At 52.7% G+C, this 17677-nt stretch carries 8 protein-coding genes; 3 read left to right on the plus strand and 5 right to left on the minus strand.

Features of this window, described 5'->3' with window-relative positions; translation table 11 throughout:
* Complete coding sequence (locus FEF65_RS05845; protein WP_138238859.1) at nucleotides 1–2511, plus strand: FAD-dependent oxidoreductase; 2511 nt, start codon at nucleotides 1–3, stop codon at nucleotides 2509–2511.
* 84 nt (nucleotides 2512–2595) lie between these two features.
* On the opposite strand, the gene FEF65_RS05850 is transcribed toward FEF65_RS05845, so the two are convergent.
* The 3 genes from FEF65_RS05850 to FEF65_RS13725 all read right to left on the minus strand — a co-directional run bounded on the left by FEF65_RS05850 (nucleotide 2596) and on the right by FEF65_RS13725 (nucleotide 10535).
* A complete protein-coding gene (locus FEF65_RS05850; protein ID WP_138238860.1) occupies nucleotides 2596–3456 on the minus strand; it encodes a hypothetical protein in 861 nt (286 codons plus the stop codon).
* 184 nt (nucleotides 3457–3640) lie between these two features.
* Nucleotides 3641–7822, minus strand: a complete 4182-nt coding sequence (locus tag FEF65_RS05855; protein WP_138238861.1) for a PAS domain S-box protein — start codon at nucleotides 7820–7822, stop codon at nucleotides 3641–3643.
* Between the two features lie 667 nt (nucleotides 7823–8489).
* The gene (locus FEF65_RS13725) at nucleotides 8490–10535 is read right to left on the minus strand and encodes a methyl-accepting chemotaxis protein (protein WP_138238862.1); all 2046 of its coding nucleotides are present in this window, start codon (nucleotides 10533–10535) and stop codon (nucleotides 8490–8492) included.
* Between the two features lie 736 nt (nucleotides 10536–11271).
* Here FEF65_RS13725 and FEF65_RS05865 point away from each other — a divergent pair.
* Nucleotides 11272–13770, plus strand: coding sequence for a response regulator (locus FEF65_RS05865; RefSeq protein ID WP_138238863.1), 2499 nt, complete (start codon nucleotides 11272–11274; stop codon nucleotides 13768–13770).
* 448 nt (nucleotides 13771–14218) lie between these two features.
* Here FEF65_RS05865 and FEF65_RS05870 read toward each other — a convergent pair whose 3' ends face one another.
* Nucleotides 14219–15160, minus strand: coding sequence for a transposase (locus FEF65_RS05870; RefSeq protein WP_138238864.1), 942 nt, complete (start codon nucleotides 15158–15160; stop codon nucleotides 14219–14221).
* 349 nt (nucleotides 15161–15509) lie between these two features.
* Here FEF65_RS05870 and FEF65_RS05875 point away from each other — a divergent pair, with 349 nt between their 5' ends.
* Nucleotides 15510–16400: a Fic family protein gene (locus FEF65_RS05875; protein ID WP_138238865.1), complete on the plus strand. Its 891-nt coding sequence runs from the start codon at nucleotides 15510–15512 to the stop codon at nucleotides 16398–16400.
* A gap of 223 nt (nucleotides 16401–16623) precedes the next feature.
* Here the strand turns inward: FEF65_RS05875 and tsaD are convergent, their stop codons facing one another.
* Complete coding sequence (tsaD, locus tag FEF65_RS05880; protein ID WP_138238866.1) at nucleotides 16624–17676, minus strand: tRNA (adenosine(37)-N6)-threonylcarbamoyltransferase complex transferase subunit TsaD; 1053 nt, start codon at nucleotides 17674–17676, stop codon at nucleotides 16624–16626.
* Nucleotide 17677: the final 1 nt, after the last annotated feature.

Below are 17677 nucleotides of genomic sequence, written 5' to 3' on the forward strand. Positions count from 1 at the left end.
ATGAAAATCATAATCGTAGGTGGTGTTGCCGGAGGGGCAACTGCTGCCGCACGCATCAGACGCAATGATGAGACAGCCGAAATTCTGATGATTGAGCGAGGCCAGTACATCAGCTTTGCCAACTGTGGCCTTCCCTATCATATCTCCGGCATCATTGAGGAACGTGAACAGCTTCTGGTCAGCTCCGAGCCGGCCTTCAAAGCCCGTTACCGTGTCGATGTACGCAGCCAGACCGAAGCGATCGCGATCGATCGCAAGGCAAAAACCGTTCGCCTGCGTAACCTGGCCAATAACGAAGAATACGATGAGAGCTACGACAAGCTGCTGCTCTCGCCCGGTGCTGAACCGATTCGGCCGAAGTTGGCCGGCATTGATTCACCACGCATCTTCGGCCTGCGTAATATTCCCGATCTTGACCGCATCATGGCCCATCTCAAAGAACACCAGCCGCGCCGTGCCGTCGTCATCGGCGGCGGATTTATCGGTATCGAGGTGGCCGAAAATCTGCATGAACGCGGCATTTTCACCACCCTGGTGGAAGCTGCCGATCAGATTCTGACACCGCTCGATTATGAGATGGCTGCCATTGTCCATGCCCATATGCGTGACAAGAATGTTGAGCTCTATCTTGAGGACAAGGTCGAACAATTTGAGGACCGGGACGACCACACCATCGTTTACCTTGGCAGCGGCCGCAGACTACAGGCTGATCTGGTGGTACTGGCCATCGGCGTACGCCCGGAAACAACACTGGCACGGGCATGTGGACTCGAGCTGGGAGCAACCGGTGGCATCCGGGTCAACAATCACCTGCAAACGTCCGACCCGGATATCTATGCCGTCGGTGACGCCATTGAAATTACCCAGAGCATCAGCGGCAAGCAGATGCTGATCCCGCTGGCTGGTCCGGCCAATCGTCAGGGGCGCATGGCTGCGGATAACATCATCTTCGGCAACATGAAAAGTTACCGTGGCACTCAGGGCACGGCGATTCTCAAGGCCTTTGATCTGGCTGCGGCCTCCACCGGCCTGAATGAAAAGCAACTGAATGCGGCAGGCATTCCATACTTAAGCTGCATCACCCACAGCGGCTCGCATGCCAGCTACTATCCCGGCGCCAAACAGATCAGCATGAAACTACTGTTCACCGACAAGGGGCAAATTCTCGGAGCTCAGGCCGTCGGTGCCGATGGTGCCGATAAGCGTATCGATGTCATTGCCACAGCCATTCATGGCAACATGACCGTCGAGGACCTGGCCGATTTCGAGCTGGCCTATGCACCTCCGTTCGGCTCGGCCAAGGATCCGGTGAATATTGCCGGTTATGTGGCTGGCAATATCCTCAATCAGTCGCATGAGATGATCGACTGGCGGACATTGCGCAATCTGCTCGATAGCAAAGATCCTGACCTTCAACTGATCGATGTGCGTACAGCCGATGAATTCAGCTTTGGTACCATCGCCACAGCCCGCAATATCAATGTCAATCAGCTGCGCGAACACCTTGATGAGCTTGATCGGGATAAACCGGTCATTCTTTTTTGCCAGATCGGACTGCGTGGCTATCTGGCCTATCGCATTCTCAAACAACACGGGTTTACCGATGTCAGAAACCTTTCCGGTGGCTACAAAACCTATGCATGGGCCGTTGATAAACAGGCCAACCCGGATATTTTCGACTACGAGGATATCAAGCGTCGCAGCCCCGAGGAGATTGAAGCGGAGCGCAATGGCAGCTGTGCTGTCAGCGCGGCCCTGATTGCCCCCGGCTCAACCGGTGAGGTCCACAGCCTGAATGCCGTCGGCCTGCAGTGCCCCGGCCCGATCATGAAAACCTATAAGGCGATGGAGGCGATGGAAGCAGGTGAACTGCTCGAGGTCACAGCCTCTGATCCCGCCTTCGGTCGCGATATCCGCGCCTGGGCCAGAAAAACCGGCAATGATGTGCTCTCTGTGCGGGTCGACAAAGGGCTGGTAATTGTACTGCTGCGCAAGAATGCAGCTGCTCCGGTTGCGGCAGCCACTCCATCATCAGAGAAAGACAAGCTTACGCTGGTGGTCTTTTCCGATGATCTCGACAAGGTCATGGCGAGTATGATTATCGCCAATGGCGCGCTGGCCATGGGCAAGCCGGTCAGTCTCTTTTTCACCTTCTGGGGGCTGGATGTCATTCGCCGTGTCGATGCACCGCATCTGAACAAACCGATGATGGATCGTATGTTCAGCACCATGCTGCCAACCGATGCTGATCATCTGAACACCATTTCGAAAATGGACATGCATGGTCTGGGCGCAAAAATGATCCGTAAGGTCATGTCCGACAAGGGCGTGGAATCCCCCGGCAATCTGCTGCACAGTCTCGTCGAGGGCGGCGCTCAACTGATCGCCTGCCAGATGTCGATGGATGTGATGGGCATTCAGAAAGAGGAGCTGATTGACGGCGTCGAAATCGGCGGTGTCGCGGCATTTCTTGGCGAGGCAGGTGAATCAGGCACAACGCTGTTTATCTGACCGGTAAAGCCATCGTATGCATCATGTGCGGCCGGTGCGCATTACTGGCCGCACATTCCGTTGAGCGGATGCCAAAAGCGCAACTCAAGCACCGGCATGGCTGTCAATTGAGTCAGCTATCAAGCAAGGAACTGCCCCCGCTTCATCCATATGTGGCAGGAACATATCAGCGATCTTTTTAAAGCCCTGTTTGGTGGCGTGGATCTCATCGCGCCACTCACCGGACTGAAGTGTGCCGGTGGTTTCGACTTTCACCATGTTGCTCGTGCTGGCGCATACAGCATCAAGCATCTCGTTCAGCCTGGTGATCATGATCTTCACCACCGCTTGCTGTATCGCTCCGGCAGGAATCCCCTTCTGATCCATATAGGGCTTGATCCATGGCTTCACCTTGACTGTGCCAAAGATAAAGGAGGCCGGCTTGTCGGTAGGGATCGGGAAGTCGTAACCGTGGGTGATAATCTTTGCATTCGGGCAATACTCATCGCGAAACAGAATCAGTTCACGGTAGGCCAGTCGAATCTGCTCCAGCCTGAGCTCAAACCGCTCTGTTCGGATACAATCAGCAGGACTCATGCCGGCAGTCCATCTATTGAGCAGATGAATCATGTCGTGTTCACCGACAATATCGTTGCCGCCTGCCGAGAAAAGAATGATATCCGGCTCTTTGCTCATTGCTTTCAATTGACTCAGCACATCATGAAAGCGGTGGCGCTGATCCTGAGACATCATCGCTCCGGCCTCATCGCCACTGCACTCCATTCGGAAGATATTAAACAGATGCGTCTGCTCAATGTGATCGATGATATTGGTGCCGGTATGCGATACCGGCACCATGCTGGCCGGATAGCCAAACCATGAATCGCCCTCGCTGATCACGGTCTTGCGATGGCTCTGTGTATGAAGCATCCCTTTAAAGTCTGAAAAACGTACGGCGGAATCCATACTCTCCTCCCTCTCCGGTGTGGTAAAATAATCCATGGCGCATGCGGGTGAGCCCTCCAGCATCAGTGGATACCGACCCTTTTGTTCAGAATATATCAATCACATATGTGGCAGAAACATCCGTGCAAATAGCCAGGCCAGACACCGTACCGATGGTCTGCCCTTCCCGGACCGCTGCTTCTGGTTATGATTGTAGTTGCGCCCGGATCGTTTTGCTCAACGCATCAATCTCATACGGTTTGTAAAGCACCGCTTCTATCACGGCAGTGATATGCCCCAGCCTCTCTTCTTCCCTGTTGTAGCCGGTGGTAAAAATCACCTTAATATCAGAACGAATCGCCCGCATACGCTCCACCGCATCAACACCACCAAGATTCGGCATCATGATATCGGTAATCACCAGCGAAATTTCATCCTTATGCGTCTGAAATATTTTCACCGCCTCCAGTCCATCGGATGCAAGCAGCACCCGATAGCCCAGTACCTCAAGCACCTCCTTACCGACCTCCAGCACCTGCTGTTCATCATCCGCAAGAAGGATCAGCTCTCCGCAACCACTTTCGCCATCTACAACCCGCTGCAACCGGTCACTGTTTTTCTCCTCGGGCAACAGAGGCAGGTAGAGACGGAAGGTTGTCCCCGCTCCGGGCACACTCTCCACCTCAATAGCACCATGATGGGTCTGCACCGCTCCTGTTACCATGGAAAGACCGAGCCCGGTCCCCTTTCCTACCTCTTTGCTGGTATAGAATGGTTCGAAGATGTGAGGCAAGTGATCCGCATCGATACCGGTGCCATTATCGGTCACGGAAAGGCAGGCGTATTCACTGGCATGAAGCTCCGGATGCCTGTGCAGAAAAGCCGAATCGGCCAGGAAGCGTTTGAGCGTGACGATAATGATCGGATGCGATAACCCATCCACCGCATCACGCGCATTGTTGACCAGGTTCAGCACCACCTGCTGAAGCAGCGTTGCATCCCACTCAACCACCATGGCGATCGGATCAATCTCCATCGTCAGCGTCACATTCTCGGGCAGGGACACCCGATGCACCTTAAGCGTCTCGCGGATGAAGACAGGCAAATCAAATGATGTTTTCTGAATAATGCCCTTTCTGGCAAACGAGAGGAGGTTTTTAATCAGATAGGCACTGCTGAAAGCGAGCGTTTCAATGCTATCGAGTTTTTTCAACACCACATCGGCATTGGCCACCTGTTTTCTGGCCAGATACAGATTACCGGTAATGCCGGCCAGCACATTGTTGAATTCATGCGCAATCCCTCCCACCAGCGTACCCAGTGCTTCCATCTTCTGCGCCTGATAAAACCTGCTCTCAAGCGCCTCATTTTCGCTCAGATCCAGCTGCAAGCCGATATAGTTGGTAATCTCCCCCTGTTCATTTCTGATCGGTGAAATGGTCTCCATGGCAGGATAAAAGGTGCCATCCTCTTTTCTGTCGATCACTTTCCCCTGCCAGATATGCCCGGCCGTAACCGTCTGCCATATCTCCTCATAGAAATCCGGGGCATACTTGCCGCTATTCAGAATGCGTGGCGTTTTTCCGATCACGGCATCCGCGTGATAACCGGTGAGCTGGGTAAAGGCGGGATTCACATACTCGATCACGCCATCAATATCGGTGATCATAATTGCCTCTCCGGCCTGCTCAACCACCTGAGCCAGCTTGCGATAGGAGGCCTCTGATTGTTTACGCTCGGTCAGATCAAGACCAAAGGCATAGTTTTTGTCACCAAGCGCGACAAATCCCCACAGAATGGTTTTCTTCGAACCATCCCGGCAGCTTACAACCGTTTCCATCGCCTCAATTTCCGAGCCCTCTTCAATTGCGCGCGCGACCCTTCGCTGCCACTCGGCTTCAAGCTGCTGCCGATACTTTGGGTCCGGATAAGCAATGGGCCACCACTCTGCAACAGTTGGCACCTCTTCCATGCTGTAGCCGAACCATTCGATAAAGGTGTGATTGATATATTCACAGCGCTGCTCAAGGCCCGTCGACACATAAATGGCCAGCGGCAATGTTTCAGCCATGGCGCGGAAGGTTGCTTCACTGTCCTTAAGCGCCTGCTCTGCCTGTTTCCGGGTATCGATATTGCTGATAAAGCCGTACCAGAGCACGGAACCATCCTGCTGCTTCTCAGGAATCGCATTGCCATATAACCAGTTCACCGTGCCATCAGGAAAGCGAATCCGCCACTCATGATACCATGGCAGTAATGTGGCAGCCGAGTGATGGATGGAGGCAAGCGCATCGTCATAATCATCCGGGTGAAGCGTCGCAAATACGGCTGATGCATCCGTGCGCACCTCTTCCGGTGTCACACGAAAAATATCCCGTATTGCCTCGCTGGCAAAGGGTAAACACGAGCTTCCATCCGGACGCAAGAGAAACTGATAAACCATGCCCGGCACACTGCTGGCCACCTTCTGCAGCTGACTGAGCGATTCTTCCTTCACCTCCTCCAGCTGTTTACGCAGGGTGATATCACGCATCACCTCCAGGTGAATTACCTCTCCCTGCCGCTGCATGGGTACTGCATGCACCTCCATCCACAGATGGCGCCCCTGAAGCCCCACCACTTCACAGACCATTTGCATCGATTCACCGGCCAGCACTCGTTCATGCAGCTGCTGAAATGGTTGGCGGAACTCAGGCGCAATAAACGGCAACACGGCCAGCCCCTGTACCTGCTCCAGTAAATCCGCCTGCAGATAGCCAAGCCCTGCAGGATTGACCTGAATCAATGATCCGGAAGCATCAATCACAGCAATACACTCCGGTTCATTTTCAACAATCGTGCGGAGATATAGCTCCCGCTCCCGCAACTGATTGGTCCGATTTGTAACCTCCTCCTGCATACGGGAGGTATAACCGGTGCCAAGCAACAGCAGAGCCCCCATAAGGCCCACCGCAAGTGCCCCGCCGCCAAGAATCCCCCAGCTCTGCCAGCCCCGGTGCTGCTGCAGATAAAGTGGCGTCGGCACCGTTTCCAGCTGATAATGGCGAGCACCGAATTCAAACTTCTCGACAAACGATGGCGTCATGTGATTTGAAGAAAAATGATCATAGACAACTTTTTGTGCATCCAGATCGATCAGGCGGGCAAACAGCAATGGCTGTGACTGCGGCAACAGTGCATCCATAAAATCTCCCATGCGCAGCACGGATGAAACCGCTCCGATCGGGTGATCCTTTGGCACAGCCATCAGCAACAGTACACCTTCCTGCTGCTGCTTCTCCTGCACCAGGTGCAGAGGTGCAGAAGTGATGGCTACTCCGAGCTGAATCGACTTGTTAAGGGCTTCAGCTCGCGATGGATTCGACATCAGATCAAAACCAATGGCCGCCCGATTACCCTCAACCGGCTCAATATAGGTGACAGGAAAATAGGACGGGCGCGCCCCGGCTCTCTGCAGATGACCTGCTGCATCACGCTCACGAATTTCAAAGTTCGCTATTTCAGCACTTTGCAACGCCTCGAAATGCGCCCGGTTGCTCTCCTCCACCCTGTATTCCCATGAGATCGCCTGAATCATCGAGAAACGTTGCAGTGATTTATCCACAAACAGACGAAACTGCTCGCGCGTCACCGGGGCACGCTGATCCAGCAAAAACAGGCTCGCCACCTGCTCAACCAGCGACTCCTGCCCGTTAAAGCTTGAGCGGATCTGATCTGCCAGCTGAGACGATTGCTGACGAAACTGGGCCAGTGAGTCGGTGTGCTCCCACTGGTTGGCCTTAAAATAGATCGCCACAAACAACACCAGTACCACCAGCATCGGCAGAGCCACGGTAAAAATACGGCTCCGCCACTGCTTGCGCGGCTCTCCTGCAACAATCATGACCAGCGGGAATGCGATCACCAACCCCAGCGCATCACCGATCCACCAGCTGGCAAACATCTCCACAATCCCTTCATGATCTACGACGCCAAGCAGCCATAGGGCGCTAACAGAAAGCGTTGCACTGGTCAGGCACAGTACGGGCGAAAGCAGTAAAAAACGCGAAATATCAGAACCTTGCGACAGAGGCGTCGGGTAACCTATCAAGTGGCGCAACGCCCTGCCTGCGATGCCGGCCTGCAACATCGATGCAAGGGCAATCATGAAGGCGATCTCAAAACTCAACACACCCGGCCGGGGACTCGTCGAATAAGAAATCCATAAATTGAGCAGCAATGAGCCGATAAAAATTGCAGGCAATACTTTTCTGCCGGCAATAAAGGCAGCTGCAATGGCAATGCCGGCAGCAGGAAAAATCGGTGATGCGTAGCCCGGTGGCAGCGCCAGCAGCAGCGCCAGCTTGCCGGTCACCACATACACCGCGACCAACCATACATGCATCATCCGGCAAACCTCAGGTGATCACCATGCATGGAGAGTGCGCCTCCAAAACAATGAATCCGGCATCCAGTCATCGGCGGCTCCTGCCCCCTTTGTTGTTCTCGTAGCGATGCTTGTGAGCCATATTGCGATCGTCAGCTGTACTTTGACACCATATACCCTAACGCCCAAATTGACAGGATGACAATATATTTTACCTGAGCTTATACCCTTCCAGACACCATACCTCAGATGAATAAAATCACAGGTTATTTCAATCGATCATCAAGTTGCTCACGCAGCGGCTATCCCCTCCCCCTGACACCATACGGATATACAGCAGCGCATATCCGGACAGAAAATCCATCCACCAGAATCACCACGCACAGCACCTTCATCAACGCATTGAGAGCCAGCCCGGGCAGCTACCTCCATTCACCCCAACTCAATGGATTCGCCATATTCCACCGACCAGCTTCCGGCTTTGCTCGATGACGAGAGGAATATAAACCAGCCGCACGTGCGACACTGATTCAATAGGGCGCGCATCAATCTGAAGCCGTCGGACTCTGTCACTGCACGTCCTCATGCCTTGAGGCGGGATTAAGTCAACTGCTCGTTCAGCGCGCCTCCTCCGCAAGATCGAAGCATGCCGGCATTGATCAATGTCGGCCGCTCAACGCCAGTGCCCTCACTCGATTTCGTCTTTCAGTGCAATGATGGCCATGATGGTGTCCTGGGCGCGGTTGGCGAATTCACCATGTAGCATATCCAGCGAGGCCGACTTCTGGTTCGCTTCAGCCTTTCTGACCACTTCTCCGGCGCAAAGATGGAAACTGGCATGTTTGCGCACCAGATCGGGGTAATGCACGGTATTGCTATGGGCTTTACCATCACCGTAAATCCATTTACCCAGTATGCAGAGATTATCCTTGCAGATCACTGCGCTATCGAGCTTTTCGGTGCTTGAGCCGTTGATAAAGTCGTGCAGGCGTTTCTTCCATTTGAGGTGAGCCAGAATGGCCTCATTAAAATGGGAGGTCTTCCATATAGCTGCAGATCCCGTATCGATTTTTGAGACAGCCGTACGATCGATTTTGAAGGCGGCAACCGAATTATTCAGGCGATCAGCTTCTTCTTCCAGCGTTTCAGCGGCAGCTGCAGCCTGCTCAACCAGGGCTGCGTTCTGCTGTGTCATTGTATCCATCTGCGCCACTGCCTGGTGCACTTGCTCGATGCCGATGCTCTGCTCCGACGATGCGGTGGTGATCTCACCCATGATGTCAGTCACCTGCTTGATCGAGGTGACAATCTCTTCCATCGTCTCCCCGGCCTTAGCCACCAGCTTGCTGCCGTTCTCCACCTTTTGTGCAGAATTATCGATCAGGCCCTTGATCTCTTTCGCCGCCTCGGAGCTGCGCTGCGCCAGATTGCGCACTTCGCTTGCCACAACCGCAAAGCCCCGTCCCTGTTCGCCAGCGCGCGCTGCCTCCACTGCAGCATTCAATGCCAGCAGGTTGGTTTGGAAGGCGATACCATCAATGACGCTGATGATATCGACAATCTTGTTGGAAGCTTCGTTAATTTCGTTCATCGTTGTGACGACTTCTCCTACCACGGCGCCACCCCTGATCGCGATGTCAGAGCTGCGAATCGCCAGCTGGTTTGCCTGCCTGGCGTTATCAGCATTCAGTTTCACAGTTGAGGTCAGCTCTTCCAGACTGGAAGCTGTCTCCTCCAGGCTACTGGCCTGAGACTCGGTACGTTGAGATAAGTTCTGGTTTCCTTTGGCGATATCTACCGTGCCGGTATTGATGCTTTCTGCTGCATTCATGATGCCATCCACAAGCGTTCTAAGATTTTCGGTTGTGGCATTGATTCCTTCCTTGGTCTGCCCGAACAGGCCCGGATAATCCCTGGCAATGGTCTGGGTCAGATCGCCCCTGGCCAGCAGGTTGGCTACATGCATGATATCTTTCAGGCCCGACTCGGTGATATCCGAAAGCTGATTCAATAATTCGGCCAGCGTTTTGGCATAACCCTTGCGGCCCTTCATATCAGCTCGTACGGTGAAGTCGCCCTGCCCCGCACAGAGTCCAATATGTAAAACATCCTCAACGATTTTGCTCAGTTCAATCACGGTGTTGTTGATGCTGTCTCTGGATTTTCCGAACAAGCCGGGATACTCATTGGTAATTTTCTGCGTAAGATCTCCGTTGGCCAGGGCTGTAGTGACACGTGTCATGTCCTGCAGACCTGTTTCAGTCACTTCGGAGAGCCGGTTCAACAGCTCGGCGAGCTCCCTGGTGTATCCCTCCTTGCCACTCGTCTTCATTCTGGTACTGAAATCACCGCGCATTGCGGCCGCCTCAACGACCGCCTTAATTTCGCCTACGGTCGCACGCATACTCTGCTGCACGGTTTTCAGTGACTCCATGAGCCCCCCCATCTCATCGTGCCGACCGATATCGATATCCGAAGTGAGATCACCACGGGCAATGGCTGCGGCAGCATTTTGCGCGACCGTCAGCGACCTGGAGATGTTGCGCATAAGCTGAAATCCGATCAATGAGGCCAGTCCAATGGCCAGAGCGATGGCCATCAGCGAGATGAGAAGCGCATGGTTGTTGTCCAGATTCATGACACTCAATGCTGTGAATCCGACAACTGCGAGTGCTGTCGACATAAGGATGATCAGGATAAACAGGCTTGCTTTGGTGGTGAAGCTTTTCAACATTTTATTCTCCTAAGTAGTCGTTTATTAGAAGCTTTTAAGCGGGTTTTACCCGCATACACCGGTTTGGCCGTGGAGCGGTGATTGATCTGTGAGTCGCTTGATCAGTATTTCATTATCCAATATCAGTTTGTATCCATAAAATTTATCTGGTTAGCAAGTGTGGTGCCTACTGATCAGAATCAGCCCTGAAGATGATCGCGCGAGTCGCTTCGCCTCTGATCATAAAATGTGTATCTGTAGCGTGCAGGTGACGGTTAATACGGGTGGCAGGCGTGTCTGTTTCAACTCACGCCCGTTCTCTAACCGGTATCGCATCAGCCGGCTGAACCGGATCAATCTGCAGCACGAGCCCCCTCCCGTACGATGCGCGCTAAAATTCAATGGCGCACGAATACCCGGTGGAACCATTGGAAGGATGATTGTCACTAACAGAGCAACATCCGTTTTATCTCTGCGCTTCGCATTATTTATAGGGAGATGCTGATTTATTGTCACCCTGGCAAAATTCAGTTCGCAAAAACAAACGCGTGGTTTTAGCACTTCCTTATGCAATTAGTTAAGCCAGGCACCGCTTAAAAAATGCGCAAAGCAAGACCAGGCACCGACACTTTTCACGCATCCATTCCCCTGACTTGAGGCTTGTTAATTCAGCCCCTCTCGATACTCTGGCGGTGATCAATATGGATCGCGTTCCGGAGATCGGTAAGTTGCTTTCCCGGTGTGCAATGGGGGCGGGATGTCTAAACATATCCATTTTAAGACCGCAGCCATTCTGTTTGGCGGCTTACTCATCTCCATTATCCTTTTTTTATTCATAAAAAGCTGGGAAGAAAAAAACCGGCTACATGAGTTCAGATACAAAGCCGCCGATTACGGTGCTGCAATTCACACCGAGTTTGAGCATATTCAGAAAGCGGTTGGACTGGTACGCTATCTGATCGAACATGATATCAATATTGAGGATGATAACCCGACAAAGCCGGATGATTTTATGCCGATGGCAGAAAAAATCATTATCGATGACCCTCAACTGCACAGCATTATCTGGTCGGTTATTGACCAGCAGCACGACAACCACTTCAGGATACTCTACATTAATCAGGGTGAGAATACGGATATTGCTCATACTGATATCAGGCCGGGAGATTACTACGATCCGTATATTGAATCGGCACTGGCAAAATCACAGGGCTCGCCTGTGGCATTTGTACATCAGGATCATACGGCTGATGGTCATGACCTTAGTTTTGTTGCCCCTGTCTATGATCTCAAATCATCCAGCAAAGAGGTGCTCGGTGCTCTGATAGTGGAGTGGCATATCGATGGATTGATCGAGCGCGCCAGCAGAAAGCTGCATGTTTCCTCTCAACATACGTCTCTTTACATCGTCAGTGATGACCGGGAAAAGCAAGCTGTCTATACCCGTTTATCCGACCATCACTCCCCTGCTGCAAACACAGCGCATACTGATATCACCGACACCATCAAATTTGACTTTGCCGGCCAGCATTGGCAGCTGGAGGTAGAGGCCACTCCGAAATATCTCCATGAGCACGCCATTGCACTGGCATGGCAAGCATTTCTATTCGGCATATTACTGACTGTTTTTTTCGTCTGGTACACGCACACAACCAACATGCAAAAACAGCGGATCGAACAGCAGGTTACCCTGCGAACCAGGGAGCTGACCCACAGCAAAGACACCTTAAAACGCATCATCGACAATTTACAGGACACCTATTATCAGACCGACATTAACGGATACATCACCCTCGTATCTGCATCCATCCATGACCTGTATGGCTTTACGCCTGAAGAGATGATTGGAACCCCCATCACCGACTATTTAGTTGCCCCCACTGATCGGGCAGGACTCCTGCACGCGTTGTCCGAAGCAGATGATGGAAAAATCCGGAATTATGAAATCAACGGAATACGCAAAGATAAAAATCATGTATGGAGCGCAATCAATGCTCAATTCCTTTACGACGAATCCGGTGCCATCACCGGCATAGAAGGAACAATCAGGGACATCACCGAGAGGCGCCTTAACGAGATCGAAAAAGAACGGATGCAACGTCAGCTTGAACATACCCAACGGCTGGAGTCTCTGGGCGTCCTTGCTGGCGGCATTGCCCATGATTTTAATAACCTTCTTGCGGCCATCATGGGCAATGCATCCCTGGCCAATCGCACAATCGCTGAAAAGCCACATGAGAGCCGTGAGTATCTGGCGCAAATCGTCAGATCCTCTGAACAGGCCGCAGGACTATGCCAGCAGATGCTGGCTTATGCCGGGAAAGGCCAGTTTGTGATTGAACCTATCAACTTATCCGCCCTGGTGAATGAAACCAGCAAACTGCTTGAGGTATCGATTCCACCATCGATCCACCTTAACTATCGCCTGAATGACAGCATTCCCTATATCAATGCGGACAAAGCCCAGTTACAGCAGGTGATCATGAACCTGATTACCAATGCCAGTGAAGCCATCGGGGAACATAACGGCACCATAAATATTTGGACCGGGATCTTTTTTGCTGACTACAGCTTTCTGCAGGGATGCGTATCCACCACACAAAAACCTTCACCCGGATTTTACTGTTTTATAGAGGTCATTGATGATGGCTGCGGCATGGATACTGAAACCATGTCAAAAATATTCGACCCGTTTTTTACCACCAAGTTTACCGGGCGTGGCCTGGGTATGAGTGCTGTCGTTGGCATTATCACCGGGCACTCAGGCGCCTTAAAATGCATCTCAACGCCCGGTAAAGGCACATCGTTCAGAGCCCTGTTCCCTGTCAGCCAGGAACAACCGGATCTGACCGCCTCCACTGAAGCAGGAATTATAAAAAGCCACTATAGCGGCATTGTGCTACTGGTTGATGATGATCTGATCATCCGGGAAGTTGCCAGCATCATGCTGATGGAGATGGGATTCAACGTCGTTCAGGCAATCGATGGCCTGCATGCCATTGAAACGTTCCGCAAGATTCATCATGAGGTGACATTTGTACTCATGGATCTTTCCATGCCCAATATGGACGGCTTAACCGCCTTTATGCAAATGCGGGAGATCGATGAAAACGTAAAAGTGATCATTTCCAGTGGTTATAACGAAATGGATGCGGCCCGCAAGCTGTCAGGGCACGGCCTTGGTGGCTGGCTTAAAAAACCTTATACCATTGAATCCCTCGAACAACGGGTACACCAGATCATGCGTAACCCGTGATCCCTGTGAGCAATGAAAGTCAGTTCGTTTCTTACATGGACATGGTCTGGTACGTCATGCCCCCGTGCCCCTCTTTCGACCTGCCTCTCCGGAAACACCGGGACCAGATAGTTTCGAGAAGAGATTAACACCCATAGCACCAATGAATATAGCACTGCAATCACCCGCAAGCGCTCCGGCGATTACGGGTGCTTCTTTTCTACTTCATGCTTCAGTCACCATCTGGTATGAGCCATGCGCACCGGGGTCAACACCGGGGTCAGGCATGAGTTATTGAGTTATTTCTAAGAAACTTGAGCTTTCCGGCGAACTCATCATCCGACCTGGCACGCTCAACAACCTTGCTTACCATCAGGCTTAGGGACGAAGGGTCGCGTTTCATTCTTCTTGCCAGCTCAGCCAGAGGCGACTGTCCGCACTCCAGAAGGACACCGGGGTCAGGCATGAGTTATTGAGTTATTGAGTTATTTCTAAGAAACTTGAGCTTTCCGGAGAACTCATCATCCGACCTGGCACGCTCAACAACCTTGCTTACCATCAGGCTTAGGGACGAAGGGTCGCGTTTCATTCTTCTTGCCAGCTCAGCCAGAGGCGACTGTCCGCACTCCAGAAGTAGCCAGCCCGCCACACCTCTCGCCTGTGCCAGTAAGCGCTTGCGACCCGGACCACAAAGCTCCCCGCTCTCAATGCCGAACTCCCGACAAACCGATGCAATCACCGCATCAACAGAGAGTGTATCGCGAACCCTTTCCCCGCATTGATCCATTACCCTGACAACAAACTTATCGTCGCCAATCACCCGGCAATCATCATCCCCATGGTGAAACTCACCCTTATGCTCGCCGTCAAGCGCTGCATCCACAAACCGGGCATACATCACTCTCGCGCGATCTGATTCGGGGGCGAACTGCGAAAGTACAGCTTTAGTCGTTAACCATGGAATCTTTTCATTTCCAATATATGCGCGATGACCGCTCCACTCGTAATCCTCCGGTGACGCTACCATTCCGGAGCGAACAGGGTTAAGGTGAATATAGCGTACCAGCTCCAGAAAATAGCTGTCTGCATCCACCAACAGTGCTTTATAGCGGCCCTGAAACAGATGACCCGATTGACCCTGCCTCTGATTAAACCAACGGGTATATCGAAACGACAGGTTTTGCATAATCTTCGCAAGAGGGACAGCGCCAACCTGCAGCAACAGGTGAACATGATTGCTCATCAGGCAATAGGCATGAATGCGATGACCGTATCGCTCCACGCCCTCCTGGATCAGGTAGTAAAACCGGCTACGATCTGTCGTATCAATAAAAATCACCTGCCCGCCATTGCCGCGCAGCATTACATGATACAAACCGCCATCAACATGAAGTCTGGGTTTTCGTGCCATAGCCTTATCATAGCATGATCCAAAATAACTCAACAACTCATGCCTGACCCCAGCATGACCCCAGCACTGATTTCGTTTACGCAAACCAATAGTCAAGAAGTCAAGCCAGGCACCGGCACACAACAGGATCAATAAATCGATTCAGCAGAAAATGCGTAAAGCAAGGCCGGGTACCGAAATCCGGTTGACTCCAAGAAGCGGGATGGGCCATCCCATTATGCCAGGCACCGACACCGTTGGTTAACTGAAACTACCATGAGAAGTGAAATGAGAAACAATAATAAAAACTTGAAACTTACTTCCCAATTACACTATAGTGACTCATGCTTAAGGAGCACAGGAGATAGTGATGACATACCGTGAAATAGACTATCTTGATAAGATAGAAAAGCTTCAGGAAGTGTATCCCATGTCGGCAGCAATGGCAGAAGCGATTGGGGTTTCAAGACGTTCGCTTCTCAATTGGCGAGACAGGCCGGAGTCGATCAAAACAGAACACCGTTTTAATATTGATGTGCTTTTCTGCAAGCATTTCATTATTCCTGAATGGGATAAAAAAGGAGAAACGTTTACCCCGACTCTTCTGCAGGATGATCTCTCGGGAAATGATGCGCTGCTGATGCCCTTTCTGCGACGTTTGAGCTATGGCACGATCGAAATTGAGACAGGTATGTCGAAAGATGATTTCGAGCGCGCAGTGGATGCAAAAAAGTTACCGAAAAACATGAGCATCGAGACATTCCACGAAGCAGTGAACACCTACCTCACCCATAAATGGTTGTGGCACAAATGCATTGATCGTGCCGAGCGCTTTGTGATTACAGAGGAGTCAGTCAAAGGGTTGCACGGCGATTTCATGCGCGGAATTCGTGAAGATGCAGGATTTTATTCTCAGAAGATTCGTGTGATGGGCGGTCTGGATGCACTGCATACCACACTGCCGGAGGATATCCCCGAAGAGATGAATCGCTGGGCCTACAAGTGCAGTGATGCAGCAACCATCGAGGCAATAGCCAAAGCGCATGCCTGGTTCATTGCGATTCATCCGTTTGGCGATGGCAATGGTCGTGTCGGTCGTGCACTGATTCTGGCGCAGTGTCTCAATGCCGGTCTTATGCCTCCACTGTTCGATAGTGAAAACCGGGCCATCTATTATGCCGCCATGGAACACGCCATGGTGCATGGCAGACATGCGCCCCTGATTCGCCTGTTCCATGAATCAGCTATCCGGGCCAGATAAGCATTTATTGCCGCGAGCAAAAAAATGCGCAAAACAAGACCAGGCACCGCCCCCCGGCACCGCCCCCCGGCACCGCCCCCAAAGCTGACAGCCTGCGGTTCCCCCCTTGCAGATCTGCCGAGGTGACCTGAATGCGCATGGAAAAGAGCAACAGCGTGACAAAGAGGCAGCAAGCCGATTGGACGGCCAACGGCCGCCCGCAGGGCGAGGCTGATTCATCGAATCAGTTGCTGATCAGTGTATGCGGTGGCGTCAGTTCATGAAGTGGCCAGCGCGGACGGGCATCCCATTCGGCAGGTGCCGGGGCTCCGGCGCCATAGCGGGCGAACGCCGCATAGGCGATCATTGCGGCATTATCGGTGCAGTGACGCAGCTCCGGCAAAAACAGCTCCACGCCCTTGCCACGACTGGCCAGCAGTCCACGCAAGTGACTGTTGGCAGCCACACCACCGGCAATCACCAGTCTGGGAGCCCGCTGCTGCCGGCAGGCACGCAGCGCCTTGCTGACCAGCACATCGCAAATGGCCTCTTCAATGGCTGCCGCCATATCCCGGCGATCCTGATCGGAAAGCGCTTCACTCCCCCCCAGCTTGCGAACAGCATACATCACCGCTGTTTTCAGGCCGGAAAAACTGAAGTCGAGATTATCCTTGTTCAACATCGGACGAGGCAGCGGAAAACGGCTGGCATCCCCATCTCTGGCAAGGCGGGCCACCTCCGGTCCTCCCGGATAAGGCAAGCCGAGCAGGCGGGCCGACTTGTCAAAACATTCCCCTGCCGCATCATCCAGCGTCTGACCGATCAGACTATAGCTACCGATCGCATCCACACGCACCAGCATGGTATGGCCACCTGACACCAGCAGCGTAATAAACGGGAAGGCCGGCAGCTGCCCAGCCAGTCCCGGTGCCAGAAGGTGGCCCTCCATATGATGAACAGGCAGCACAGGAATGCCGTGCACACAAGCCGCAGCTCGTGCAAAAGAGGTACCGACCAGCAGCGCCCCCATCAGTCCCGGCCCGGAAGTCACGGCAATCGCGTCAATGTGATTCCAGCCGAGATCTGCCTCCTGCATCACCGCATCCACCATCGGGGGCAATGCCGCCAGGTGCTCGCGCGATGCCACCTCCGGCACCACACCGCCAAATCGGGCATGCGTCTCAATCTGCGAAGCAATCTGTTCGGCAAGAATGCGCCCGCAACCGGTTGCCGCATCCCCGGCATAAAGGGCGACAGCCGTTTCATCGCATGAAGATTCAATGGCCAGTATGTTCATC

It is taken from the genome of Mariprofundus erugo (genome assembly GCF_005818865.1).
Taxonomy (GTDB): Bacteria; Pseudomonadota; Zetaproteobacteria; order Mariprofundales; family Mariprofundaceae; genus Mariprofundus; species Mariprofundus erugo.